The 24,600-nt window shown below is 60.6% G+C and carries 20 protein-coding genes and 2 rRNA genes; 13 read left to right on the plus strand and 9 right to left on the minus strand.

The window, feature by feature from the left end:
* Position 1: 1 nt before the first annotated feature.
* Positions 2-655 carry a secretin and TonB N-terminal domain-containing protein gene (locus JAB1_RS12865; protein ID WP_175445055.1) on the minus strand — a complete coding sequence of 218 codons (654 nt, stop codon included), beginning with the start codon at positions 653-655 and terminating at the stop codon, positions 2-4.
* Positions 656-923: 268 nt separating this feature from the next.
* Here JAB1_RS12865 and JAB1_RS12870 point away from each other — a divergent pair, with 268 nt between their 5' ends.
* The 5 genes from JAB1_RS12870 to JAB1_RS12890 all read left to right on the plus strand — a co-directional run bounded on the left by JAB1_RS12870 (position 924) and on the right by JAB1_RS12890 (position 5,231).
* Positions 924-1,289 carry a hypothetical protein gene (locus JAB1_RS12870; protein WP_070280169.1) on the plus strand — a complete coding sequence of 122 codons (366 nt, stop codon included), beginning with the start codon at positions 924-926 and terminating at the stop codon, positions 1,287-1,289.
* A 94-nt stretch (positions 1,290-1,383) separates the two neighbouring features.
* Positions 1,384-3,732, plus strand: a complete 2,349-nt coding sequence (locus tag JAB1_RS12875) for a Tex family protein (protein WP_034780972.1) — start codon at positions 1,384-1,386, stop codon at positions 3,730-3,732.
* Positions 3,733-3,736: 4 nt separating this feature from the next.
* Entirely contained in the window at positions 3,737-4,207 is a 471-nt protein-coding gene (locus JAB1_RS12880; protein ID WP_070280170.1) for a GNAT family N-acetyltransferase, read from the plus strand.
* A gap of 105 nt (positions 4,208-4,312) precedes the next feature.
* Entirely contained in the window at positions 4,313-4,624 is a 312-nt protein-coding gene (gene grxD / locus JAB1_RS12885; protein WP_010402157.1) for a Grx4 family monothiol glutaredoxin, read from the plus strand.
* Positions 4,617-5,231 (plus strand): UbiX family flavin prenyltransferase, encoded by a 615-nt coding sequence (locus tag JAB1_RS12890; protein WP_070280171.1) that lies wholly within the window; start codon positions 4,617-4,619, stop codon positions 5,229-5,231. The genes grxD and JAB1_RS12890 overlap by 8 nt, the downstream gene beginning before the upstream one ends.
* Before the next feature lie 152 nt (positions 5,232-5,383).
* Here the strand turns inward: JAB1_RS12890 and JAB1_RS29570 are convergent, their stop codons facing one another.
* Complete coding sequence (locus JAB1_RS29570; protein ID WP_034780978.1) at positions 5,384-5,710, minus strand: hypothetical protein; 327 nt, start codon at positions 5,708-5,710, stop codon at positions 5,384-5,386.
* Between the two features lie 89 nt (positions 5,711-5,799).
* On the minus strand, positions 5,800-6,207 hold the full coding sequence (locus tag JAB1_RS28785) for a hypothetical protein (protein WP_034753756.1): 408 nt from the start codon (positions 6,205-6,207) through the stop codon (positions 5,800-5,802).
* A gap of 706 nt (positions 6,208-6,913) precedes the next feature.
* On the opposite strand from JAB1_RS28785, the gene JAB1_RS12895 reads away from it, so the two are divergent.
* The 6 genes from JAB1_RS12895 to JAB1_RS12920 all read left to right on the plus strand — a co-directional run bounded on the left by JAB1_RS12895 (position 6,914) and on the right by JAB1_RS12920 (position 13,596).
* Positions 6,914-7,318, plus strand: a complete 405-nt coding sequence (locus JAB1_RS12895) for a MerR family DNA-binding transcriptional regulator (RefSeq protein ID WP_034780980.1) — start codon at positions 6,914-6,916, stop codon at positions 7,316-7,318.
* Between the two features lie 137 nt (positions 7,319-7,455).
* The gene (locus JAB1_RS12900; RefSeq protein WP_070260712.1) at positions 7,456-8,640 is read left to right on the plus strand and encodes an isovaleryl-CoA dehydrogenase; all 1,185 of its coding nucleotides are present in this window, start codon (positions 7,456-7,458) and stop codon (positions 8,638-8,640) included.
* A gap of 53 nt (positions 8,641-8,693) precedes the next feature.
* Positions 8,694-10,493, plus strand: a complete 1,800-nt coding sequence (gene aceK / locus JAB1_RS12905) for a bifunctional isocitrate dehydrogenase kinase/phosphatase (RefSeq protein ID WP_070280172.1) — start codon at positions 8,694-8,696, stop codon at positions 10,491-10,493.
* Positions 10,490-11,686 carry an acetyl-CoA C-acyltransferase gene (locus JAB1_RS12910; RefSeq protein ID WP_070260716.1) on the plus strand — a complete coding sequence of 399 codons (1,197 nt, stop codon included), beginning with the start codon at positions 10,490-10,492 and terminating at the stop codon, positions 11,684-11,686. The genes aceK and JAB1_RS12910 overlap by 4 nt, the downstream gene beginning before the upstream one ends.
* 74 nt (positions 11,687-11,760) lie before the next feature.
* Positions 11,761-12,429 (plus strand): SDR family oxidoreductase, encoded by a 669-nt coding sequence (locus JAB1_RS12915; protein ID WP_034780987.1) that lies wholly within the window; start codon positions 11,761-11,763, stop codon positions 12,427-12,429.
* Positions 12,430-12,468: 39 nt separating this feature from the next.
* Positions 12,469-13,596: an acyl-CoA dehydrogenase family protein gene (locus JAB1_RS12920; protein ID WP_070260720.1), complete on the plus strand. Its 1,128-nt coding sequence runs from the start codon at positions 12,469-12,471 to the stop codon at positions 13,594-13,596.
* 378 nt (positions 13,597-13,974) lie between these two features.
* On the opposite strand, the gene JAB1_RS12925 is transcribed toward JAB1_RS12920, so the two are convergent.
* From JAB1_RS12925 to JAB1_RS12940, 4 genes are all read right to left on the minus strand, one after another.
* Complete coding sequence (locus tag JAB1_RS12925) at positions 13,975-14,868, minus strand: YihY/virulence factor BrkB family protein (RefSeq protein WP_070280173.1); 894 nt, start codon at positions 14,866-14,868, stop codon at positions 13,975-13,977.
* A gap of 87 nt (positions 14,869-14,955) precedes the next feature.
* Positions 14,956-16,035, minus strand: a complete 1,080-nt coding sequence (locus JAB1_RS12930) for an LD-carboxypeptidase (RefSeq protein WP_070280174.1) — start codon at positions 16,033-16,035, stop codon at positions 14,956-14,958.
* 89 nt (positions 16,036-16,124) lie between these two features.
* The gene (locus tag JAB1_RS12935; protein ID WP_070280175.1) at positions 16,125-18,878 is read right to left on the minus strand and encodes a TonB-dependent receptor; all 2,754 of its coding nucleotides are present in this window, start codon (positions 18,876-18,878) and stop codon (positions 16,125-16,127) included.
* A 220-nt stretch (positions 18,879-19,098) separates the two neighbouring features.
* Positions 19,099-20,904 carry an ABC transporter substrate-binding protein gene (locus tag JAB1_RS12940; protein ID WP_070280197.1) on the minus strand — a complete coding sequence of 602 codons (1,806 nt, stop codon included), beginning with the start codon at positions 20,902-20,904 and terminating at the stop codon, positions 19,099-19,101.
* Between the two features lie 217 nt (positions 20,905-21,121).
* On the opposite strand from JAB1_RS12940, the gene JAB1_RS12945 reads away from it, so the two are divergent.
* A complete protein-coding gene (locus JAB1_RS12945) occupies positions 21,122-22,360 on the plus strand; it encodes a nucleoside recognition domain-containing protein (RefSeq protein ID WP_034753725.1) in 1,239 nt (412 codons plus the stop codon).
* Positions 22,361-22,368: 8 nt separating this feature from the next.
* Positions 22,369-23,871 carry a D-alanyl-D-alanine carboxypeptidase/D-alanyl-D-alanine-endopeptidase gene (dacB, locus tag JAB1_RS12950; RefSeq protein WP_070280176.1) on the plus strand — a complete coding sequence of 501 codons (1,503 nt, stop codon included), beginning with the start codon at positions 22,369-22,371 and terminating at the stop codon, positions 23,869-23,871.
* A gap of 214 nt (positions 23,872-24,085) precedes the next feature.
* On the opposite strand, the gene rrf is transcribed toward dacB, so the two are convergent.
* Both rrf and JAB1_RS12960 read right to left on the minus strand, forming a co-directional pair.
* Positions 24,086-24,198 (minus strand): 5S ribosomal RNA (gene rrf / locus JAB1_RS12955).
* Positions 24,199-24,337: 139 nt separating this feature from the next.
* Positions 24,338-24,600: ribosomal RNA gene (locus JAB1_RS12960) — 23S ribosomal RNA — on the minus strand; the annotation flags it as partial.

The raw sequence follows: 24,600 nt of genomic DNA on the forward strand, positions 1-24,600 counted from the left end.
GTCAGGACACCCCGGACAGGAGGTAGGGCGCGCAATCGGCGCCTGGGTCGGGCCGCGGCGTCAGTAAAATCGTCAGCGGCTGCGGCAAGCCCGCCGGTGGCGCGTCATCGATCAGCAGGCTGCGCAGGCGCTGCAGCACGGCGCGGTCGCGCTGTTCCACGCCGCTCGGTTCCAGCACATGCACGGCGCGCACCTTGCCCCGCTCGTCGAGCCACAGCTGGAAAGCCAGGCGGTAGCGGCCAAACGCGTCCGGATGCAAGCGGCACAGGGCGCGCGTGAGCGAGCGCTGCAGAACGGCCGCATAGCCTTGCAACGGCGGCGCGGCGGGAACGGCCTCGGCCGGCACGGGCGCCGGCGCCACGGGGGCGTCCGCCAGCGCCAGCAAGGTAAACGCGTTGCTGCCGCTGAAGCGCGCGCCCAGCTGCGTGCCGGCCAGCAGGCGCTGCAGCGCTTCGGCCGGCGTGTAGTCGCCGCGCACGGCCGCTGCCACGCGACCGGCCGCCAGCTGGCTGCTGACGAGCACGGAATACCCGGTCACTTCGCCAAACGCCACCAGCGCCGCATCGAGCGGCTGGGCGGGCAAGTCGAAGTGCAGGGTAGCGTGCGCGGCGGCATCAGCACCGTCCGCACCCGCAGCCGGTCGCACGAATGTCATGAATGTCATCAATGTCATCAGCAAGCAGGCGGACAGGGCATTGCCCTTTGCGGCGCGGCGGTAGGTTTGTGTCATTTTCCAGGGAAATCAACGAGAAAGCCTGCTCATGAAGTGTCTTGACTGCAATGTTGTCTGCAGAATGGCAAGATGGTAGCTTCATAAAATGACAACTGCATGACATGGCGCCAGCCCGCATCCCGGCCTGTGTCATCACCGCGACATATGACCTTGCTATGCTGGGCGCTTCACCACCGCTCCGGGAGCCGCCATGGCACACCTGTTCTTGCTGTTACTGCTGGCCTGCGCCGCCCTGTCCGCACAGGCGGACGAACACACCGTCGTCGTCAAGGCCGCCGCGCCGCAGAAGGGCTGCGTGGAAGTGGAAGTCAATGGCCAGCGCACGCAATCGATGTCATGCTTGAATGAAAAATTATTACCCAATAGCAACACACTGAACCGGCAGCCGCCCGCCCTGTCCGGCGCGGAAGCGATCGTGCAGCGCCCGTCGAACCAGCTGGGCCTGTACAACCGCGCCGCCCTCGAACACCGCATGGGCAATGCCTTTGGCAAGTCCGTCACGCCGCAGCGCCCAAGTCCCCCACCGCCCGCCAGCCCGCTGCTGCCGCCACGTTGACGCCGTTGTCAACGCACAGTCCATTTGCGCTGTCAAGATTGCGCAATCGCGCCGATTGCGTATCATTCCAGGCTTGATCGCTCTGGAAACAACCATGCTGCCCACTATCGAACAACGTCTTGCCCTTGAACTTGCCGCCAAACCGGTGCAGGTTGCCGCCGCCATCGAACTGCTCGACGAAGGCGCCACCGTGCCCTTCATCGCCCGTTACCGCAAGGAAGCGACCGGCGGCCTCGACGATATCCAGCTGCGCCTGCTCGAAGAGCGCCTGCGCTACCTGCGCGAACTGGAAGAGCGGCGCGCCGCCATCGTGGCGTCGATCACGGAACAGAACAAGATGACGCCCGAATTGCTCGACGCCGTCATGCACGCGGAAGACAAGACGCGCCTGGAAGATCTGTATCTGCCCTACAAGCAAAAGCGCCGCACGAAGGCGCAGATCGCCATCGAAGCGGGCCTGATGCCGCTGGCCGACGGCTTGCTGGACAATCCCGAACTGACGCCGGAAATGGAAGCGGGCAAGTTCCTGCGCGACGCGTTTACGAGTGCCGACGGCAACAACCCGGGCGTGGCGGATACCAAGGCGGCCCTCGACGGCGCGCGCCAGATTTTGATGGAACGTTTCGCCGAAGACGCAACGTTGCTGCAAACCTTGCGCGAATACGTGCAGGAACATGGCATCGTCGAATCGAAAGTGGTGGAGGGCAAGCAGGACGAAGGCGAAAAATTCGCCGATTATTTCGATTACTCGGAAACCATTTCCACGGTCCCCTCCCACCGCGCCCTGGCCCTGCTGCGCGGCCGCCGCGAAGGCATCCTCGACGTCACCCTGCGCCTGGACACGGAAGCGGAAAAACCGAAATGGGATGCGCCGCACAATCCGTGCGAAGGCCGCATCGCCGCCCGCTTCGGCATCAAGCAACAAGGCCGTCCGGCCGACAAATGGCTGGCCGACACGGCGCGCTGGACCTGGCGCGTGAAAAGCTTCATGCACCTGGAAACGGAACTGATGGGCGCCCTGCGCGAACGCTCGGAACTCGACGCGATCAACGTGTTCGCCACCAATCTGAAAGCGCTGCTGCTGGCCGCGCCGGCCGGTCAGCGCGCCACCATGGGCCTCGATCCTGGCTTGCGCACGGGCGTGAAAGTGGCGGTTGTCGATGCCACCGGTAAAGTGGTCGACACGGCCGTGATCTATCCGCACCAGCCGAAGAACGACTGGGATGGCTCGCTGCATACGCTGGGCCGCCTGGCCGCCAAGCACAATGTGTCCCTGATTTCCATCGGCAACGGCACGGCCTCGCGCGAGACCGACAAGCTGGCGCAGGATTTGATCAAGCAGCATCCGGAAGCGAAGATGACGAAGATCGTCGTCTCGGAAGCGGGCGCGTCGGTGTATTCCGCGTCCGAATTCGCTTCGAAAGAGTTGCCGGACATGGATGTGTCCCTGCGCGGCGCCGTGTCGATTGCGCGCCGCCTGCAAGACCCGCTGGCCGAACTGGTCAAGATCGACCCGAAATCGATCGGCGTGGGCCAGTACCAGCATGACGTGAGTCAAAGCCAGCTGGCCCGCTCGCTCGATGCCGTGGTGGAAGATTGCGTGAATGCCGTGGGCGTGGACGTGAACACGGCGTCGGCGCCCCTGCTGGCGCGCGTCTCCGGCCTGTCGGCCAGCGTGGCGCAAAGCATCGTCACCTACCGCGACATGAAGGGCGCGTTCACCTCGCGCGCAGCCTTGAAAGCCGTGCCGCGCCTGGGCGATAAAACGTTCGAACAGGCCGCCGGCTTCTTGCGCGTGATGGGCGGCGACAATCCGCTGGACGCCTCGGCCGTCCACCCGGAATCGTACCCGCTGGTGGAAAAGATCCTGGCCGATATCAAGAAGGATATCAAGGCTGTCATCGGCGAAACGGCGCTGCTGAAAACCTTGAGCCCTGCCAAATATGCGGATGAAACCTTCGGCGTGCCGACCATTTCCGACATCCTGAAGGAACTGGAAAAGCCGGGCCGCGACCCGCGTCCGGAGTTCACCACCGCCACCTTCAAGGAAGGCGTGGAAGAAATCCGCGACTTGCGCCCGGACATGATCCTCGAGGGCGTGGTCACCAACGTGGCCGCCTTTGGCGCCTTTGTCGATATCGGCGTGCACCAGGATGGCCTCGTACACATCTCGGCCCTGTCGAACACGTTCGTGAAAGATCCGCACACGGTGGTCAAGGCGGGACAAGTCGTCCGCGTAAAAGTGCTGGAAGTCGATGAAAAGCGCAAGCGCATCGCGCTGACCATGCGCCTGACGGACAGCGCGCCGCAAGCGGGCAGCAAGCCCGAGCAAAAGGGCGACCGCAACGACCGCCGCAGCATGGCGCAGCACCAGTCGCAGTCGCGCAACGCGCCCGAGCCGGCCGGCAGCATGGCCGCCGCGTTCGCCAAGCTGCGCGGTTAAGTCCATGGCCGCCGGGCATGATTTCGTCATCCTGGCGGTGGACGCCGCCAGCATGGAGGCGCAGCTGCTGCTCGATGAATTGTCGGATACGCTGCTGCGCATCAATGGCGACAGCGGCCGTTCCTCCTTCGATGTCGAAGCGGCAACTTTGCGCGGCGGCTTTTACTTGGCGCGCGATGGCGCTGGAGAACTGCTAGGCTGTGCCGCCCTGCGGCCGCTGGGCGAGGCGGACAGCACCATAGGCGAGCTCAAGCGCATGTATGCGCGCCCTGGCGCCGCCGGCGTGGGCGCGGCCCTGCTGGCCCATGTAGAGGCGCAGGCGCGCCAGCATCACTACCATGCCCTGCACCTGTCCACCCGCGTGGCAAATGGCCGCGCCGTGGCGTTTTATGCCAAACACGGCTATGCGCCCGTCATTGCCTGGGGTAAATACGTGGGCGCGGCACAATCGGTGTGCCTGGGCAAGACCTTATAAGCCTCAACGTGGCTGACTTGCCCGATTTATGACTTGAGCGCATACCCGTGCCGGCGTTTTCTTATAAAATGACGGCATCTATTTATTTACCCATCAGAGGCAGCTATGAGCGACGTACAAACCTGGATCAAAGAAACCGTGACGAGCACGCCAGTCGTGCTGTTCATGAAGGGCACGGCCCAGTTCCCGCAGTGCGGCTTTTCCGGCCGCGCCATCCAGATCCTGAAAGCATGCGGCGTGGAAAACATCGCCACCGTCAACGTGCTGGATGACCCGGAAGTACGCCAAGGCATCAAGGATTACTCGAACTGGCCTACCATTCCGCAGCTGTATGTCAAAGGCGAGTTCATCGGTGGTTCCGATATCATGAATGAAATGTTTGAATCGGGCGAACTGAAGTCCCTGCTGGATGCCTGATAGCCAGCTTGCGCGGCCGCGCCGTATCGTCGTGGCCATCACGGGCGCCACGGGCGCCGTGTATGGCTTGCGGCTGCTGCAATTGCTCGGCGCCATCCCTGGCGTCGAGACGCATCTGGTCTTGTCCGATGCGGCCGTACTAACCCTGCACCAGGAAACAGGCGTGGGGCGCAAGGAAATCGAAGCGCAAGCGCACGTGGTGCACAAGCTGCGCGACATCGGCGCAAGCATCGCCAGCGGCTCGTTTCAATCGGATGGCATGGTCATCGCACCGTGCTCGATGAAGACCCTGGCGGCCGTGGCGCATGGCTTGTCGGATAATTTGATCACGCGGGCAGCCGATGTGGTGCTCAAGGAGCGCCGCCGCCTGATCCTGATGGTGCGCGAAACGCCGTTCAACCTGGCGCACCTGCGCAATATGACGGCCGTGACCGAAATGGGCGGCATCATCTTCCCGCCCTTGCCGAGCTTTTATCACCACCCGCAGAGCATTGCGGAAATGGTCGACCATACGGTGGCGCGCGTCATCGACCTGCTGGGCATCGAGCACAGCCTGGCACCGCGGTGGAATGGCTTGAAGTCCGCTGGCGACACCCCTATCCTCTAGTTGGCGTCACGAATTAACTGGCATCACGATGCCTGACAAAAGCGTAGCGAGCGGAAGGAAGAGCTAGTCGAGAAGCGCAACCGTACTCTAGTACGGTGAGCATCGCAGGCTAGCTATGCCGACGCGCAGCAGCTTTGGTCAAGCATCCACCACTAGCGTTTTTCGAATTGCGTGGCACTTGCCTGCTTCAAATCCCTGGCTTCTTCAACCATCCTGCGGTGGGCGATCCGTTTGCGCATCACTTCCGCATGTTGCGCGGCAGTCATGGGGGGCACGGTCATCAAGTCCTTCAGCTGCGCGGTATTGCTGTAGTTACTTTTCATAAGACGGCTCAAATGCTCGGCTCCGTAGTGGATGAACTGGCTGCTTCTGATGTGATTATGCGCTGGTATTGGCCGCTGCGCCGCCGCGAGCGGGATTATTGTTAAATAATTCCGCTGCAGCGCAACATGCGAGGTCTTATTGTGCGGCAAAATCATGTCTCCAGTATGACGTTGCGCAAATAAAAGGACAGGGAGAGCACCGTCAGCGAAAGGCGGACGGCGCCGGCCGGGGATGGCCTGAATGCTTACTTTTGGTAGTTGACTCTGACCAGCATGCGAATAAATTCTCGCGCGATTTGACGATGATGTTCATCTAATCTTTGCAAATCGGCAATTAATTTCACATCGGCGGACTCAAAACGCGACAAAGCGCTGCCCGCTTCGCCATTCGGCGTGGCGCTTTCCGGACCACCAAAACGCAACCATTCCGCTGGAACGCCCAACCATTGGGCAATCATGCGCAATTTCTCTTGCGTCGGAATTGCTTCACCTACTAACCATTTCCTAGCTGCATGCACGGTAATCGGGCGCCCGTCGAAACGGATATTGAATTCCCGGGCCAGTCTGGTCGGGCTGTCTGGAGAATAATGGGCGTTTTTGAGAGCCAACTGAAGTCGCTGGCTGAAGCTTTCGCGTTCGTTAGAAGAATTCATAGGTGTACTATTTCATGTTGTAACATGAAAGTCAGTTTCTTGAATGACCATACAGATTGTTACATTTGAAAAGAGTATAAATTAACAATTAACACTCCAGCCGGGCTTTTCAGGTGAAAAAGTGGGCCAAATTTTCTCTTGCGATTCTGCGTGGCTTCGGGTCAAATTCGCGGCTAGCCTTGATTTTCGCACTGCAGCACGATTCAAAGCCTCGGTTTGGCATTACAACGTACGGTATCGGATAATGCCCTTCTCTACCGATACACGCAATGCCCATGTCATACAATTTCTTGTAGACAAAGTTTTCAGAAGGGCCATTTTGTTTCCAACATGGAAACGATATGAACGACGTACTCATAGTGAAACGTTGTTTTTTGATCGTGCCGGCTGGAAAGAATCTGTGCCTGAAAATTTTACTGCCATCGCAGCGAAAAGAATGTCGCTGTTATGCCAGGAAAGCTCTTTTTGGTGTCATCTTGGCCACCAACTCTCGATCTTAAGCGCGTTTGCGCAAGAAGAATCAATTTATTTTCAGTAATTGTTGCCTTATTCGCCAAATCCCCCCATTCACGCCTTTCTTTGTTGCAGCACGGGCAGGGCACGCTACAATAGTATTGACGTTGACGTAAACGGCACTTTGCCACCCATTACCCTGCAGCACCCATCCAGCGACCGACCACCCATGCAACCGACACCGCCCGCAGCAATGACGACCTATACCATTACCGAACTGGCGCGGGAATTCGACATCACGGCGCGCGCCATCCGTTTCTATGAAGACCAGGGCTTGCTCAGCCCGAAACGCGAAGGCGCCGGCGGCCGCAGCCGCGTCTATACGCCGCGCGACCGCACCCGCTTGAAACTGACCCTGCGCGGCAAGCGCCTGGGCCTGGCGTTGTCGGAAATCAAGAGCCTGGTCGACATGTACGAGTCGCCGAAGGATACGCGCGCGCAGATGGACCGTTTCCTGGGCGTGCTGGCGCAGCACCGGCAGACGCTGGAGCAGCAGCGCATCGATATCGAAATGGCGCTGGCGGAAATCAGCGCGCATGAAGACGCTTGCGCGCGCATGCTGGCGGACTTGAGCCTTGATAAGGCGCAAACAAACTAGGTATCCATGCGGCGGCGCTTGCCGCGCAGCGCTTTACGCGTATCGCTTTACGTTTACGTAAACGTCACAACTGAGTATCATAGCTTCACTGACCCGGCATCCATGACCGCCACACTTATAACGACGACGAGGACGACATGCTCCATCTCCCAGGCTTGACCTTTGACCACGGCGACGACATCGCCTCCCTGCGCGAAGCGATCCAACAATTTGCCGCCGCCGAAATCGCGCCGCGCGCGGCCGAAATCGACCGCACGGACCAGTTCCCCATGGACCTGTGGCGCAAGATGGGCGACATGGGCTTGCTCGGCATCACCGTCAGCGAAGAATACGGCGGCGCCGGCATGGGCTACCTGGCGCACATCATCGCCATGGAAGAGATCTCGCGCGCCTCGGCCTCCGTCGGCCTGTCCTATGGCGCCCACTCGAACCTGTGCGTCAACCAGATCAAGCGCAACGGCACGGCCGAGCAAAAAGCCAAATACCTGCCGAAACTGATCACGGGCGAGCACATCGGCGCCCTGGCCATGTCGGAACCGAATGCGGGCTCGGACGTCGTCAGCATGAAGCTGCGCGCCGACTTCAAGGGCGACCGCTGGGTCTTGAACGGCACCAAGATGTGGATCACCAACGGTCCCGACGCGGACGTGCTGGTGGTGTACGCGAAAAACGACCTGGAAGCGGGTCCGCGCGGCATGACGGCGTTCCTGATCGAAAAGAATTTCAAGGGCTTTTCCATCGCGCAAAAACTCGACAAGCTGGGCATGCGCGGCTCGCACACGGGCGAACTGGTATTCCAGGATTGCGAAGTACCGGCCGAAAACGTGCTGGGCGGCTTGGGCAAGGGCGTCAACGTGCTGATGTCGGGCCTCGACTTCGAGCGCACCGTGCTGTCCGGCGGCCCGCTGGGCATCATGCAGGCGTGCATGGACCTGGTCGTGCCTTACGTGCATGACCGCAAGCAATTCGGCCAGCCCATCGGCGAATTCCAATTGATGCAGGGCAAACTGGCCGATATGTATTCGACCATGATGGCGTGCAAGGCCTATGTGTATGCGGTGGGCCAGGCTTGCGACCGCGCCACCACGCCGGAAGCCGTGCGCCAGCTGCGCAAGGATGCGGCCGGCGCCATTCTGTATAGTGCGGAGAAGGCGACGTGGATGGCAGGCGAAGCGATCCAGGCCCTGGGCGGCAACGGCTACATCAATGAGTATCCGGCCGGCCGCCTGTGGCGCGATGCCAAGCTGTATGAAATCGGCGCCGGGACCAGCGAAATCCGCCGCATGCTGATAGGCCGCGAACTGTTTGCGGAAACCAAGTAAGTACGGGCGCGCGATTATCGACTGGGTGATGAGCTATTCATGCGAGCACAGATATGACGCACATTGCCTTCCCCAAATTGCTCTCTTCCCAGATTGCATTCGATATCGCGCGCACCATCCGCGACGGCTTCGACAAGCATTACCGTTTGTTCCGCGAAACCAGCCAGCACGCCAAGCAGTATTTCGAGCAGGGCGCCTGGGCCGCGGCGCAGACGGCAGCCCGAGAACGCATCGACTTTTATGACAAGCGCGTGCAGGAATGCGTGCAGATGCTCGAAGACGAGTACGAAGAGTCGGAGTTGAGCGACGAAGTGTGGCGCGAACTCAAGCTGCACTACATCGGCATGCTGACGGAACACAAGCAGCCGGAACTGGCGGAAACCTTCTTCAATTCCGTCTGCTGCAACATCCTGCACCGCACGTATTTCAATAACGACTATATTTTCGTGCGGCCCGTCGTGTCCACGGAATACATCGAAACGCAAGACCCGGCCCCCACCTACCGCGTGTATTACCCCGGCCAGGATGGCTTGCGCCACACCCTGACGCGCATGGTGATGGACTTCCAGCTGGGCTGCGCATTTGCCAACCTGGAGCGTGACGTGGCCCAGGTGGAAGCGCGCCTGCAGCAATTGTTTGGCGGCGACCGGCTGGAACCGAACCACCAGATCCAGGTCCTAACCAGCTTGTTTTATCGCAACAAGGGCGCCTACCTGGTCGGCAAGGGCATCAACGGCAACCGCGAATACCCGTTTGTCGTGCCGATCCTGCACAACCGCCACGGCAAGCTGGTGCTCGACACGGTGCTGTTCGAGCAGCAACAGATCGCCGTGCTGTTTTCGTTTACGCGTGCCTATTTCCTGGTCGATATGGAAGTGCCATCGGCCTATGTGCAATTCCTGCGCAGCTTGCTGCCGCGCAAACCGCGCAGCGAAATTTATACGATACTGGGCCTGCAAAAACAGGGCAAGACGCTGTTTTACCGCGACTACCTGCAGCATTTGAAACACTCGTCGGACCACTTTGAGAGCGCGCCCGGCATCCGCGGCCTGGTGATGCTGGTGTTTGCCCTGCCGTCGTTTCCGTATGTCTTCAAGGTCATCAAGGATTTCTTCCCGCCGCCCAAGGAAACGACGCGCGCGCAAGTCCAGCAAAAGTATTTGCTGGTGAAACACCACGACAGGGTGGGCCGTATGGCCGACACGCTCGAGTATTCCAACGTGGCCTTTCCCCGCGCCCGTTTTGCCGAGGAATTGCTGGCCGAGCTGAAACAGTTCGCCCCCTCGCTGATCGAGGAAGACCACGAGCAGATCATCATCCGCCACCTGTACATCGAGCGGCGCATGGTGCCGCTGAACATGTGGCTGAGCAATGCCGAGAAAGAAGGCCGCGATGACCTGGTCGAACACGCCATCGTCGAGTACGGCAACGCCATCAAGGAGTTGGTAGCGGCAAATATTTTCCCGGGCGACATGCTGTATAAAAACTTTGGCGTGACCCGTCATCAGCGTGTCGTTTTTTACGATTACGATGAAATCGAGTACATCACCGATTGCCAGTTCCGCGTCATCCCTGAAGCGCGCACGGAGGAGGAAGAAATGTCGGCCGAACCGTGGTATCCCATCGGCAAACACGATGTGTTTCCCGAACAATTTGGCACCTTCCTGCTGGGCAATCCCCGCATCCGCACCTATTTCATGCAGCACCATGCCGACCTGCTAACGGCGCAATATTGGCAGGCGCGCAAGCAGCGCATCGAAGACGGCCATATCGAGGACGTCTTCCCTTATCCGCAGCACCTGCGTTTTTGTATGCAGTCACCATCCCCACCCTTAACCGGAGATCCAACATGAATGATCCAGTCGTAATCGTCGGTGCCGCGCGCACCCCCATGGGCGCCTTCCAGGGCGACTTTGCCAACGTCACCGCCAGCGACCTGGGCGCCGTGGCCATCCGCGCCGCCGTCGAACGGGCCGGCGTGGCCCCCGATGCCGTTGAACACGTGTATTTCGGCAATTGCCTGATGGCTGGCCAGGGCCAGGCACCCGCGCGCCAGGCCTTGCGCAAGGCTGGCTTGCCCGATTCCACGGGCGCGGTGACCCTGTCGAAAATGTGCGGCTCGGCCATGCAGACGACCATGTTCGCGCACGACACCTTGCTCGCCGGCAGCGCCGACGTGGTGGTGGCGGGCGGCATGGAATCGATGACCAACGCCCCCTACCTGGTGCCGAAGGCGCGCGGCGGCTACCGCATCGGCCACGGCATGATCTATGACCACATGATGATGGATGGCCTGGAAGACGCCTATAGCCGCGATGAAAAGGGCAATGCCCGCTCGATGGGCACGTTTGCCGAAGAGTGCGCCAGCCAGTACCAGTTCACGCGCGAAGCGCAGGATGCGTTCGCCATCGAATCCGTCAAACGCGCGCAAGCGGCCACCAAGGATGGCAGTTTCGAATGGGAAATCGTGCCCGTGACCGTGTCCGGCCGTGGCGGCGACACCATCGTCAGCATCGATGAAGGCCCGCAAAAAGCCCGCCTGGAAAAAATCCCGACCTTGAAGGCGGCGTTCAAGAAAGACGGCACCATCACGGCCGCCTCGTCTTCGTCGATCAATGATGGCGCGGCAGCCCTGGTGCTGATGCGCGAATCGACGGCGAAAAAACTCGGCTGCACCGTCATCGCGAAAATCCACGGCCACGCCACGCATGCGCAGGCGCCGAACGAATTCACCACGGCCCCCATCGGCGCGGTGAAAAAGCTGTACGCGAAAACGGGCTGGAGCAGCAGCAATGTCGACTTGTTCGAGATCAATGAAGCGTTCGCGGCCGTACCGATGGCCGCCATGCACGACCTCGACATTCCGCACAGCAAGATCAACATCCACGGCGGCGCGTGCGCGCTGGGCCACCCGATCGGCGCCTCGGGCGCGCGCATCATCGTCACCCTGCTGGGCGCCCTGAAAAAAACCGGCGGCAAGCGCGGCGTGGCAGCCCTGTGCATCGGCGGCGGCGAAGCGACGGCGATGGCGATCGAACTGGTATAAGCTCTTCCTGAGCACGGGCGCGCACCGCAGTTCACGGTGCGCGCCCTTTCATTTTATTTTCAGGGAGAAAACATATGCCTACCGCATTGATCATCGGCGCCTCGCGCGGCATCGGCCACGAGCTCGTCCGTCAATACCGCCACGATGGCTGGCGTGTCATCGCCACGGCGCGCACACCGGACGCTTGCGACGCCCTCGCGCAACTGGGCGCGGAAGCGCACCAGCTGGACGTGACGGACGTGGAAGGCTGTGCCGGCCTGGGCTGGAAGCTCGACGATGAAAAGCTCGACGTGGCCATCCTCAACGCGGGCGTGTACGGCCCCCGCCACGACGGTTTCCCAGCGCAAGCCGATTTCGACCTCGTCATGCACACGAACGTGCTGGCGGCCATGCGGCTGCTGCCGATCCTGGCGCCGCTGGTGGCCAACGCGAAAGGCAAGCTGGCCGTGCTGTCCTCGCACATGGGTTCCCTGAGCGAACGGGGCAATCCCACCGGTTCGCTGTACCGCGCCAGCAAGGCGGCCCTGAATTCCGTGCTGATCGACACAGCCCTCGTGCATGGCCCGCAAGGCGTCAGCTGCGTGGCGTTCCACCCGGGCTGGGTACGCACGGACATGGGCGGCGCCGGCGCCGATATTTCACCCGAGCAAAGCGCTGCCGGCATCCGCGCCACCCTGGCCAGCCTGCCGGCCACGGACAAGGCCGTGTTCCGCAACTACGATGGCAAGCCCATCGGCTGGTAATTCCCGCATCCACTATAAAAAAATACGAGACGACGTCCCATGATACTCAATGAAGAACAGACCATGATCCAGGAAGCGCTGCGCAGTTTTTCGCGCGAGCGCCTGGCGCCCAACGCGGCCCGCTGGGACAAGGAACATCATTTCCCGAAAGAAGAATTGCAGGAACTGGCCGCGTTGGGCGCCTTTGGCGTGGCCGTGCCGGAAGCGCTCGGTGGCGCCGGCCTCGACTACGTGTCGCTGGCCCTGGTGCTGGAAGAAATCGCCGCCGGTGATGGCGGCACGTCGACCATCATTTCAGTGAATAATTGTCCCGTGTGCAGCATCGCCATGATGTACGCCAACGATGCGCAAAAGGAACAATGGCTGCGTCCACTGGCGCAAGGCGCCATGCTGGGGGCATTTTGCCTGACGGAACCGCACACGGGCAGCGACGCCTCGGCCCTGCGCACGACGGCCACGCTCGACGGCAATGAGTATGTCATCAACGGCACCAAGCAATTCATTACCAGCGGCAAGTATGCGGACGTGGCCATCGTCATGGCCGTCACCGACAAGGCGGCCGGCAAGCGCGGCATCAGCGCCTTCTGGGTACCGACGAACACGCCAGGCTACATCGTGGCGGGACTGGAACAGAAGATGGGCCAGCATTCGTCGGACACGGCGCAGATCCTGTTCGACAACTGCCGCATCCCGGCGGAAAATCTGATCGGCGAAGAAGGGCAAGGCTACAAGATCGCCCTGTCCGGCCTGGAAGGCGGACGCATCGGCATCGCTTCGCAAGCCGTGGGCATGGCGCGCGCCGCGTATGAAGCGGCCCTGAGCTATGCGCGCGAGCGCGAGAGTTTCGGCAAGCCCATCTATGAGCACCAGGCCGTGCAATTCCGCCTGGCCGACATGGCCACGCAAATTGAAGCGGCGCGCCAGCTGATCCGCCATGCGGCAGCCATGAAGGATGCGGGCTTGCCGTGTTTAAAAGAAGCGGCCATGGCCAAGCTGTTTGCGTCGGAAATGGCGGAAAAAGTGTGCTCGGACGCCATCCAGGTGCACGGCGGCTACGGCTATGTGTCCGACTTCCCCGTCGAGCGCATCTACCGCGACGTGCGCGTGTGCCAGATTTACGAGGGCACCAGCGATATCCAGAAGATTTTGATTGCGCGGGCTTTGTAAACCCCACGTCAAATGCTGGGGTCAGACCCGCCGGGTCTGACCCCGAGCGACTGCCAACGATGGACGAAAAAAAGCCCGCTAAAACGCGGGCTTGTTCCAATGTATTACCAATGCTTTAATCGTGTCATGGACGCCAGTGCTATCTGCAAAGTGCCTCCTGATTTTCGGACTCCCATGCTATCTGCATGGTGACTCCAAGTGTAAAATCGACCATCGTATCCGGAATTACAAAATCCATTTCTTCGCACTGTCACGCCATCGACATTACACCTGTCGGTCGCCGCGCTGAAACTGGATGGTGAGATAATTTGTCGCCAAATCTCAATCACTGAACGGAGTATAGCACAGATTTTTGTGCAGCGCAACAACCTTTTTAAATCAAGTCCTTAGCGCCAACGGCTTGTCTTCTTCCCCGCCACGGGCCACTCTTTCGTATTCGGAAATCACTTGCGCGCCCAGCAGCAACAGGGTGGCGCCGATTTCCAGGCTGAACATGACGACGATGGCCGTCGTCATCGAGCCATACACGATGTTGACCTGCGACAAGGTGGAAAAATACCAGACCAGCACGTGGCGCGCGATTTCCCATAAGAGGGCCGCAGTCACGCCGCCGATCAGCGCATGCGTGATCGACAGGCGCCCCACCGGCATGACCAGGTAAATCGAGCTGAGCACCAGGATTTCACCCGCCAACCCCAGCAGATACAGCAGCACGCCGGACACCCCTTCCAGGCCCCAGTCATGGCGCAGGAAGCGCACGCTTTCCTCGCCCATCACCTGCAAGCCGCCCGCCACCAGGGTGATCAGCAAGATGCCGACGCCCAGACACAGGATGTAGCAGTACGGCAGCACGGCGGAAATGAGGAAATGGCGGCGGCGGATGGCCACGCGGTGAATGAAAATCACGCTCATGGCGTTTTCCAGCACGGTAAACGCCAGCGAGCTGAAAAACAGCATGGTCAGCAGCAAGAGCCAGCCGATCACGCCCCGGTTATCGAGAAAATGTGCGATCTCGGCCACGATGGCTTTCGATTGCCCCGGCACCAGCCATTCCAGGTAATGGCCGATTGTTTGCAGCAATTCGTCCTGCGCGATCACGTGCGACAGGGCCACCACCACCAGCATCAGCAGGGGCACGATGGAGAGCAGCGAGTAATACGCGACGGCGCCCGCCAGCAGCAGGCCCTGGTTGGCGCGGAAACCCTTCAGCACCTGCAGCGTAAAGGCCAGCGGGTGGCTGAGGATGTAGGTACTGGCGTGGCGGTTGATCATGTCGGGTGCGGTGAAGAAGACGGCGCGGCCTCGTGCCGCGCCTGCAATCACACTAGCATACTGACAATCGCCCCGCTGCACCGTACGCTAGCAGACGGCCGGCTCCAACAAGGTCAGGGTTTGCCGGTCCGCATCCAGGGTCGCCAATATGCCCATCGGTATCGTGAACTGGTGGCGGATGTGGCCAAACGAGTAGCCGCTGACAGCCGGCACGCGTAAAGGCTGCAAATGCTGATCCAGGGTAGCATCGAGGGTCAGCCCGGTGTCGCCCTCGGCCGCCTCGCAATGCTCGAAGATGCCCAGCATCAAGGCCGCAGCCTTGTTAAACCCCACGGACAGGTCGAGCTGGCACAGCATGCGGTCGATGCGGTACGGTACTTCATTGATTTCTTCGAGGAAAAGGATGTGTTCACGGAAATCGGCCGCATACGGCGTGCCCGCCAGCGCGCTGACCATGCACAGGTTGCCGCCCGTCAAGCGTCCCGTGGCCTGGCCGCCGTGCACGGTGCGGATGGCAAAGTTGGCGTGCGTCTGCGCGCGGCGGTGATTGTCCAGCGCCATGGGGATCGTGTAATTGTCTTGCGGCGTCATCAGCACATTGCGCAGCTGCGTCACCGTGTAGTCGGACAACGTCGATGACGCCACGGGGCCGTGGAACGTTACCAGGCCCGTCTGGCGGCCGATGGCCAGGTGCAGGGCCGTGATGTCGGAATAGCCGATCAGTACTTTGGGGTTGCGCCGGATCAAGGCATAGTCGAGCAGCGCCAGCAGCGAAATGCAGCCGGAGCCGCCGCGGATGGCCCAGACGGCCTTGACTTCCGGATCGCGAAACGCCGCGTGCAGGTCGTCCAGGCGCTGCTGCACCGTGCCCGCATAGTTGCCGTGCACGGCGCGGATATTCGCGCCCAGGCTGGCGCGCAAGCCCAGCGATTCGATATTGCGTACGGCCTTGGCGATGGACTCCTCATCCGTAAAACCGCCCGGTGCGATGATGGCGACCAGATCGCCGTCGCGCAGGCGCGCCGGCTTGATCAATGCGTGTTGCTGTTGCATACGTTTGCCCTTCCCTTGCGCGGCCGCCGCCCACGCCGGTGTGCCTGCCGCCCCCAGGGTGGCGGCCAGCAAGCCGCCGAAGCGGCGCCGGCTGAGATTGGTCTGACTGGACATGCGGCCCTTTCCTGGAATAAAAAACGGCGACGCCAGGCGCCGCCGCACGAGGTTAGCATGCCGGCAGGATCACCGCCGGCATGGCTGCCTTACATGAACTTGTACTTCAGCTGGAACGACAGCGAACGGCCACGCGGGTCGGCTACGCGCGGGTCCCAGCCGGCGCCCACCACTTCATCCACGTTGTGCGCGGTGAACGGCGGATCGCGGTCGAACAAGTTCTGGATACCCACGGTAATCGTCGTATTTTTGAAGCCCGTGTACGTGCCCGACAAGTTATACGTGGTGTAGCTAGACACATCCGGCTTGAAACCTGGCGGCGGCGTACCCTTGCCGCCATTCGGCACCTGGTCCTTGTAGCCCGACGAAAAACTCTGGATCAGCAAGCCGCTCCAGTCGCCGCGCGACACGCCGAAGCTGGCATTGTGTTTCCAGCGCAGGTACAGGTCGCGCGTATAAAACTTGCCGACCAGTTCCTGGTATTCCTGGCCTTGATATTCCGCGAACTTGAAGCTGTCCATATACGTGCCGTCCAGGGTCGCCGTCCATTTCGCGTCCCGGATCTTGCCTTCGCCGCGCAAGCCCACGTCGAGGCCGCGCACGCGGCTGCCTGCCGCATTGATCCAGCCCGCCTGCACGTACTCGATGGTGCCGTCCGGATTGCGGTGGATGTACTGGTTCAGTGCCTGGTAGTTGGTCAGCACGATTTGCGGCGTGCGGTTCAGGATGCGATCCTTGGTATTGATGGCCCAGTAGTCGAACGAGGCCGAATATCCCTTGAATGGCTCGATGACAAAACCGACGCTGCCCTGCTTCGACGTTTCCGGCTTCAGGTTCGTGTTGCCACCCGTCTTGTAGTCGAGGCGGTCGATGGCGCAGTACTCGGGCACGCCCGGATGCTTGGCGCAGCCTTCCTGGTCGATCACGCCGTTCGGCAATTCCTGGCTCAGCGAGCCGGAGTACAGCTGCTGGAAGCTTGGCGCGAGGAAACCCTTGCTGGCCGAACCACGGAACAGCAGGAAATCCGTTGGCTGGTAGCGGAAAGCCACTTTCGGATTCGTCGTCGCACCTACCAGGCTGTAATCATCGCGGCGGATGGCCAGCTGCATTTCCAGGTCCTTCGTGACCGGCACCAGCAATTCGGCATACACGGCCTTGACGGTACGGCTGGCATCTTTCAATGCGGCATTGCCCGGCGCCAGCAGGATCTGGATGGCGTCGACATCTTGCCCGAAGCTGTAACCTTCGCGGCGCAAGTCAAAACCGGCTGCCATGGCCAGCGCACCGGCCGGCAGCTGGAACAGCTCGCCCGAAACGGAACCGTCGATCTGCGTCAGGGTTGTCTTGCCATGTTGGAAGTCGCCACGGAACTTGGTCGATTCGATCAATTGCTTGGCCGCTTCCGTCTGGCTCTGGCCGGCGCCCACCCACGGATTGATGATGCCCGTCGCCAATGCCGCGTACAGCTTGTCCGTATAGGAATAGCCATCCGTCAGCTTGGTCTTGGTGCTGCTTTCGGCGCGCGAAATGCCGGCCTTGTAATCCCACTTGGCAAAGTTACCCTCAAAGCCCACCAGCACGCGGGCATTGTCGGTGGTGTTTTCCTGCGTGCGGTTACCCACGTCATTGGCGCGCCATTTATAGGAAAGCGGCTTGGTCTTGTCGAACGAGGGGATGTAGGCCGACAGGTCCTGGTAGTACGCGCCACCGACCGGATACAGATTCTTGTTGGCGACGGTCGCCTGCACCTGCATCGGCGTCAAAATGGCCGTGGCCTTGGTGCGCGAACCGAGCACTTCGACAAACATGCGGTGGTCGGGCGCCAGCTGGAACGTACCGCGCGACAACAGATTGGCCCGTTCGACGGGGAATTGCAGCACATAGTCGGCGCCATAGTCGTAGGCGCAGGAATATTTGGTGCGCAGCGGCGAGGTCACGTCTTTCCACAGCTCCGTCTGGTACTGCGACATGCCGGCGATGCTGTCGCACTTGCCCTGGAAGCTCAACGGATTGGCTTGCAGGTATTTATTCGCGTCGCCGGGCAGCTGGAACGAGGCGCCCAGCGCCGTGCCGGCACCCGCCATCTGGTTGGCGAACGGCGTGCCCGTGGTGTCGGGCGACAGGCCGCGGCCCGGCTGGAAGCCGTTGACGAAGGAGCGGTCGCTGCCATTCAGGCGCTGCGCCTTGTCGACGGTCAGGCTGGCCATGATGTTATAGCGATCGCTTTCCAGCGAGCCCGTGCCGGCCAGGAGCGAGGCGCGACGCGTGGCGCCGCCGCCTGCCTGCGTGTCGTTGGTGGAAACGGACGCTTCCACGCCGCTGTAATTGGTTTTCAGAATGAAATTGATCACGCCGCCGATGGCGTCCGTGCCGTAGATGGCCGAGGCGCCATCCTTGAGAATTTCCACGCGCGAGATCGCGCCCAGCGGTATCGAGTTCAGGTCGACCGACTTGCCGCTGGCGCCATGCGTGGCGATGCGGCGGCCGTTCAACAGCACTAGGGTGCTCGACGGTCCCAGGCCGCGCAGCGAGGCGAACGAGGCGCCGCCGCTGACCCTGTCGGCATCCGCGCCAAACACGTTATTGCCCGAAGTCATGTTATCGGCGCCCGTGCCATTCGCCGACAGCGTACGTACCAGTTGCTCGGTCGTCGTGATGCCCTGCTTTTCGATCTGTTCAAACGAAATGACTTGCACCGGCAGCGCGCCTTCCTTGGCGACGCGTTTGATGCTGCTGCCCGTGACTTCGACCCGTTGCATTGCTGGTGCCGCCGCTTCCTGTGCCATCACCGGCCCCACCACCCCCATCAATGCCACCAATTGCGCTAGCTTCTTCAATTTCACGGGTCTCTCCTTTATTTGGGCAATCGAAACTTGAGTTCTCAAGTCAGGCTGTTTTTTTCACGTCGCAACTGTCTGTCTCGCAGTACATTTTTTTATGACATTTGCGCATGACTTTATTTGTTTTCATTTTCAGAGTAGCGCGATGCATCCGGGCCCAGCCAATGAAAAATGCTTTCCTAACCATAACTTTTTGGAATGAATGCCCTTTTCAGTGACATGGTCACTTGCCTGCGGGGCTAGCCCTGCTTTTATCCACGTCCAGATAGCGCCAGGACGTGAATTCCACGGGGTGGCGCCTGTAGTTTTTTAGCCACGGTTGTTGCAGGTCGGCAGAGATGGGATGCGTCAGCAACACCCACGGCGTGTAAGCGTGGATCAGCTGAAACAGGTCGAAGTACAGACTGCGTCGGCGCGGTGTATCGGATAGCAGGCGCGCCTCCTCATAGCGTTTATTGTAATCGGGCAAATTGAAGCGGGCATAGTTGGCGCGGCCAACGTTGCCACCATACAACAATTGCATAAAGTTATCGCCATCGGGGAAGTCGGCGATCCAGTTGGTTTCGAACATCTGCACCTTGCCAAGGCGCGACGCCTTGATGATTTCCGTCTTCTTGTCGCTTTTAAATTCCACGCGCAGGCCGATGGCGTTCAGGTTGCGGCGCCACAATTCGTCGCGCAAGCGTCCCACCGTGCTCGGTTCCGTGTGCATGGTGAGCAGCAAGGGTGTGCCGTCCGGCTGGGTGCGGAAACCATCGGGACCCGCCTTGTAGCCGAAGCGGTCCAGCAGGGCGCGCGCCAGCACGGGATCGTAGGCGACGGGGCTGCGGTAGTGCTTGTCGTAACCGAGCACATTCGGCGGCAGCGGCGACTGGGCCGGCAAGGCCAGGCCTTTTTTGAGCAAGGCGATGTCTTCGCGGCTGTTATAGCTGAGGGCGATGGCGCGCCGCAGGGCCAGCTTGTCCTTGCTCGTGCCGCCCAGCACGGGATCGTCCATATTCATCCACATGTAATACGTTTGCAGCACGGGAAAGCGCGTCAGCTGCAGCCCCTTGGCAAGCAATGCCGGTTTCAGCGCGCCATTTTCCAGCACCATATCCGTCATCGACTCCGGCACTTGCTCCAGATAATCGAATTCGCCTTTCAGGAAACCCAGCATGCGCGATTGATATTCCTCGACGATGCGCACCTCGATGCGCTCGACCAGCGGTAATTGCTTGCCTTCCAGCGCGGTCGCGATGGTACGCGCCTCCAGCGGCAAGGCGGCCAGCGCCTTGGCCTCCGTATGAAACACGGTGGCACGGAAAGTCGGGTTGGCTTGCAGCACAATCTTGTCGCTGCGTTTCCATTCCTTCACCAGGAACGGCCCCGTGCCCACGGGGTGATTACCGATCTGCCCTGCCGCCGGGTACGCTTCAGCCACTTCGCGCGCCACCACCGCTGTTGCCGGCATCGCCAGGTAAAACAGGAAGTTCGGATCGACGCCGTTCAGGCGGATGCGCAGGGTGTATTTGTCCAGCGCCTGCAGGCCGGCGATCGGCGTGTCGTAGCTGAATTTGGCTTTCAGGGCCGCATCGCCCACCAGCTTGTCTTCCAGCAAGAACAACCACGGCGACTTCAGGCTGGGGTCATACAGCCGCGTCAGGCTGTACACATAATCCTGCGCCGTCACTTCGCGCGGCTTGCCCTTGAAGGCGGGATCGGGGGTGAAGAAAATACCGGGCTGCAAGTGAAAGATATACGTGCGTCCGCCATCTTCCACGGTCGGCAAGCCGCGCGCCGTGTTGCCCTGCAGCTGCACCGGGCGCGCCAAGTAGTCATAGCGCAAGAGCGGGTCGAAAATGTTTTCCATCAAGTTCAGGCTGGCCAGGTCCGATGCCACGGCCGGGTCCAGGCCCGTCTCGCTGGTGCTCAAAAACAAGTGCAGGGTCTTGCCGGCGCGGGCGGCATCTGCGGCGGCATGGGCCGGTACCGTGAAAAGCGTCAACAGGGCCAGGCCGGCGGTGCAGGCGGTTTTGCGTAAAAACATCATCAGTGATCCAGTGCAGACAAAGGTAAGGAACAGCGCTAAGCGACAGGCATCCCCCACACTACGCGGGCAAGCGACGGGGCGCCAATGAAAACAGGCTGCCAGCTTATAACTTTTTGGCATGCGATTGCTGCATTCTTTCATCAACTCGTATCGGGCTACCCCTATACTTTGTTTGCAGACATTTTTCACTCCCGACACACAGAACTGATCGCATATGGCACTTAATTACATCTGGTCCGGCTTTTTCCTCGTTGGCTTCCTGGCCGCAGTGCTGCAGTGGCTGTTTCTCGGCGATACCGATATCTTCAAGCGCATCATCGATGGCACCTTCGAGACGGCGCGCATGGGAGTGATGGATATCGCCCTGCCGCTGGCCGGCGTGATGACCTTATGGCTCGGCATCATGAACATCGGCGAAAAGGCGGGCATCGTCGGCTGGCTGGCCAAAGTGATTGCACCCTTCTTTTCGCGCATCTTCCCGGAAATTCCGAAAGACCACCCGGCCACGGGCCACATGGTGATGAATTTCTCGGCCAACCTGCTGGGCCTGGACAATGCGGCCACGCCGTTCGGTTTAAAGGCCATGGAAAGCCTGCAAACCTTGAACCCGAACAAGGAAGAGGCGACGAATGCGCAAATCATGTTTTTGGTACTGCACACCTCGGGTCTGACCCTGATTCCGCTGGCCATCATGGCGCAGCGCTCCATCCTCGGCGCGGCAGACCCGTCCGACATCTTTATCCCCTGCATGATCGCCACCTATGTGGCCACCATGGTCGGCATCATCACGGTCTCCATCAAGCAGCGTATCAACTTGCTCAACCGGGTCGTGCTGGGCTGGATGGGCGGCATGACGAGCGCCATCGTCGCCATGATCTGGTACTTTACGCAATACCTGACGAAACAGGAAATCGAGCTGGTGTCCAAAGTGGTCAGCAACCTGGTATTGATCAGCGTGATTGCCATATTTATTATTGGTGCGCTGCGCAAGAAGGTGAACGTGTACGACGCCTTCATCGAAGGAGCAAAAGGCGGCATCCAGACCTCGATCACCGTGATTCCCTACCTGGTCGGCATGCTGGTAGCCATCAGCGTGATCCGCAATGCGGGCGTGTTCAATTTCCTGATGAGCGGCATGAACTGGTTCTTCGCCAACCTGGGTATCAATACGGACTTCGTGCCCGCCTTGCCGACCGCCATGATGAAGCCGCTCAGCGGCTCCGGCTCGAAGGCCATGATGATCGACGCCATGAATACCTACGGTGTCGACTCCTTCGTCGGCCGCCTGGCCTGCGTCTTCCAGGGCTCGGCCGACACCACCTTCTATATCGTGGCCCTGTACTTCGGCTCGGTGGGCATCCGCAAGACGCGCTATGCCATCACGGCCGGCCTGATCGCGGATCTGGCTGGCGTGATTACCGCCGTCTTCGTTGCCTACGTCTTTTTCCACTAAGGAGCACCATGTTACGTCCTGTTCTGATGGCTGCACTGTTGGCGGGTCTTGGCCTGTCGACTGCCCACGCGCAATTGCCCGAATCCGTGAGCCTGCTGCTGCGCAGCGCAAATATTCCGGAAGACGCCATGGGCGCCATCGTCTTGCGCGGCAACGCCACCGTGCTGTCGCATGGGGCCGAGCGCAGCATGCAGCCCGCGTCCACCATGAAGCTGGTGACGACGGCCGTGGGCCTGGAGCAGCTGGGCCCCATCTTTCGCGGCCGCACGGAGTTGCGCACCAGCGCCGATGTCATCAATGGCGTGCTGAAAGGCGACTTGATCCTGCGCGGCGGCGCCGACACGGATTTCAATGCGGACGTACTCGCGCACATGCTGCAAACCCTGCGCAACCAGGGTATCGTGAAAATCAAGGGTGATTTGATCCTCGACCGCCAGCTGTTCCAGCCGGCCCGGCCCGATATCGGCGCAGCACCGTTCGACGAATCCGCCGAATTCCGCTACAACGTCATTCCCGACGCCTTATTGCTGAACACCAATCTGCTCGATATCAACATGAACTCGACGGAGCGGCAATTGAGCATCCTGATGCAGCCGCCGCTCGAAAATGTCAGCATCACGAGCGACATGAAACTGGTCAAGGGCAGTTGCGCCAGATGGGAAGACGGCTGGCGCCCGCCCGAATACCGGCGCGATGCGAACGGCAAGCTGCAGGTGATTCTGCACGGCACCTTCCCGCAAAATTGCAGCAAGGCCACCAGCATCAACGTGCTCGACCGCAACGATTATGCGGACCGTTTGTTCCGTGCCACCTGGAAACGCCTGGGCGGCACGATCACGGGCACGGTGCGCGAAGCGCCGGCAACAGGCTTGCCGCCAACGGCCGAACCGGTCGGCACGCGCATGCTGGCCGACCACGTGGCGCGCGCCTTGCCCGAGGTCTTGCGCGATATCAACAAGAGCTCCGACAACACCCTGGCCCGTACCTTGTTCCTGAGCCTGGGCAGTTTGCAGAGCGATGGCTGGCTGGGTAGCCGCCCCGTCGCCATGGCGGCGCCGGAAGACACGGCCAGCCGGGCACGGCAAGTCATCCAGGAATGGTTCCAGCGGCACAATATCGATACCCAAGGCATGCTAGTCGACAACGGTTCCGGCTTGTCGCGCACGGGACGCATTGCGCCAGCGCAAATGGCCGGCGTCCTGCAGGCGATGCAGCAAAGTCCGTGGGCGCCCGAGTTCCAGTCCAGCCTGCCCATCGTCGCGCTGGACGGCACCATGCGCAAGCGCCTGTTGAACAGCCCGGCCGCCGCGCGGGCCCGCATCAAGACGGGAACGTTGAAGAATGTCGTCGCCATCGCCGGCTATGTGCCCGACGCCAACAACCAGCTGTGCGTGGTGGTCGCCATGATCAATAGCGACCTGGTGGGCAATGGTAATGGCCGCGCAGCGGTCGATGCGCTGATTGAATGGGTCGCCAGGAGCGGCGCCACGCCGGTAGTGGCCGGCCAATAAAACCAAGAAGAAGGCAGCGCGTAGCGCTGCCTTTTTTTCGCCTGCTGAACCGAACCACCGGGGTCAGACCCTCCACACCGCCAACGCCAGATTCGACGCCAACGCGCGAGGGGGTCTGCCCCCAGCCTTCGTTTGGGGTTCGCCATCACAAACCGCCAGACGAAAAAAAACCCGACCATTTCTGATCGGGTTTTTCTCTTACTGCGAATAACAAGCCTGACGATAACCTACTTTCACACTGGTTGCAGCACTATCATCGGCGCAAAGTTGTTTCACGGTCCTGTTCGGGATGGGAAGGGGTGGGACCAACTTGCTATGGTCATCAGGCATAACTTGTACTGGCGCTTGTCTCCTGTGGGACGACAAGGCCATGAATCTGGAAGAAGCAAAGATTGGGGTAATGACTGGTAGTATCAACACACACGCAACGTTGTACCGTCTTATCCTCTGTACCTGCTAAGGTTATAGGGACAAGCCGTACGGGCAATTAGTACTGGTTAGCTTAATGCATTACTGCACTTCCACACCCAGCCTATCAACGTCCTGGTCTCGAACGACCCTTCAAAGAGCTCAAGGCTCTGGGAAATCTCATCTCAAGGCAAGTTTCCCGCTTAGATGCTTTCAGCGGTTATCTCTTCCGAACTTAGCTACCCGGCAATGCCACTGGCGTGACAACCGGTACACCAGAGGTTCGTCCACTCCGGTCCTCTCGTACTAGGAGCAGCCCCC

The organism is Janthinobacterium sp. MP5059B, assembly GCF_001758645.1.
GTDB classification, from domain to species: domain Bacteria; phylum Pseudomonadota; class Gammaproteobacteria; order Burkholderiales; family Burkholderiaceae_D; genus Janthinobacterium; species Janthinobacterium lividum.